This is a genomic window from Parapusillimonas granuli, from assembly GCF_013416525.1.
Taxonomy (GTDB): domain Bacteria; phylum Pseudomonadota; class Gammaproteobacteria; order Burkholderiales; family Burkholderiaceae_B; genus Parapusillimonas; species Parapusillimonas granuli.
Window position 1 is genome coordinate 1 of sequence record NZ_JACCEM010000028.1, and the last position, 1207, is coordinate 1207.

Sequence of the window (1207 nt, forward strand, 5' to 3'; positions counted from 1 at the left end):
TGACCTGTCCGGGAATTTCCTACCAGTAAGGACTAGAGATTCTGGCCTCGGATGTTAATTCGTTGGTCAGGTTTCCCACAAACTCGTGTGGGGTTTGGTAATTCAGGCTCGAATGCGGCCGGATCTCATTATAGTGGCGACGCCAGTCCTCAATGACTACCCGAGCTTCTAGTCGGTTGCGGAACCATTCCATCGACAGACATTCATCGCGGAACTTCCCGTTGAAACTTTCATTGGTACCGTTTTGCCATGGCTTGCCGGGTTCGATTAGGACCGTTTCCAGCTTTTCGTCGACTGCCCATTGCAGCAGCTGTGTACTAACGAACTCGGGGCCGTTATCACTTCGAAGGTATTTTGGTGCGCCACGCAGGCTGACCAAGCGGCTGAGCACCTCGATTACCCGCTGGGCACGGATGCTGCCGGCAACGTCAATCGCCAAGCATTCCCGCGTGTATTCGTCCACCACCGTCAAACATTTAAGTGTCTGACCGTTGGCGCAGGCGTCGTACACAAAGTCGTAGCTCCAGACGCTATTCCGGCCGGTCGGCAGGCATGGTCGAGGCAGCGAGCTCGCCACACGGCGCCGCTTACGTTTCGCAGGCACTTGGAGCCCTGCTTCCCGCCATAGACGTGAACAGCGCTCCTGGCCAACCTGAATGCCTTCGCGGCCCAGGAAGACACGGATACGACGAGAACCAAAGCGTGGGTACTGACCTGATAGGCGTTGCATAACCTCAATCACCGGGGCATCCTTCGTAGGCATCTTCAGCGTGTAATACAAACCGGAACGGGAAACATCCATCAGCGCACAGGCCCGACGCTGGGAGACGCCACGAGAGATGGCGTACCTCGCCTGCGCCAGACGAGCCTGTGCGCCTACCATTTTTTTGAGTTGATCTCCTTCATCACATCGATTTCCAGCTCCCGGTCGACCAGCAACTTACGCAGCCTGGCGTTTTCGGCCTCCAGCGCCTTCAGGCGTTTGACCTCGTCCGTTTCCATGCTGCCGAACTTCTTACGCCACACGTAGATCGTGGCTTCACTCACGCCGTGGCGCTTGGTCACCTCGGCCACGCTGTCCCTATCGGCTTCGCGCAGGATCCGGACTATCTGCTCGTCGCTGTATCGCGTCTTCTTCATATGCCTCTCACTCTCTGAGAGGCCATTGTCTCAAGTTACCTTGGATCGAAAAAGCCGGGACAGGTCA

Annotated in this window: 1 protein-coding gene; it reads right to left on the bottom strand. The window is 56.7% G+C overall.

Annotated elements, in window-relative coordinates; all coding sequences use genetic code 11:
• Positions 1-19 precede the first annotated feature (19 nt).
• Positions 20-1140 (bottom strand): IS3 family transposase gene (locus tag H0A72_RS21895; RefSeq protein ID WP_180158627.1). Its coding sequence is split into 2 segments (ribosomal slippage): positions 20-891 and positions 891-1140, totalling 1122 coding nucleotides; the frame shifts between segments, so codons are not numbered across the junction.
• Positions 1141-1207: the final 67 nt, after the last annotated feature.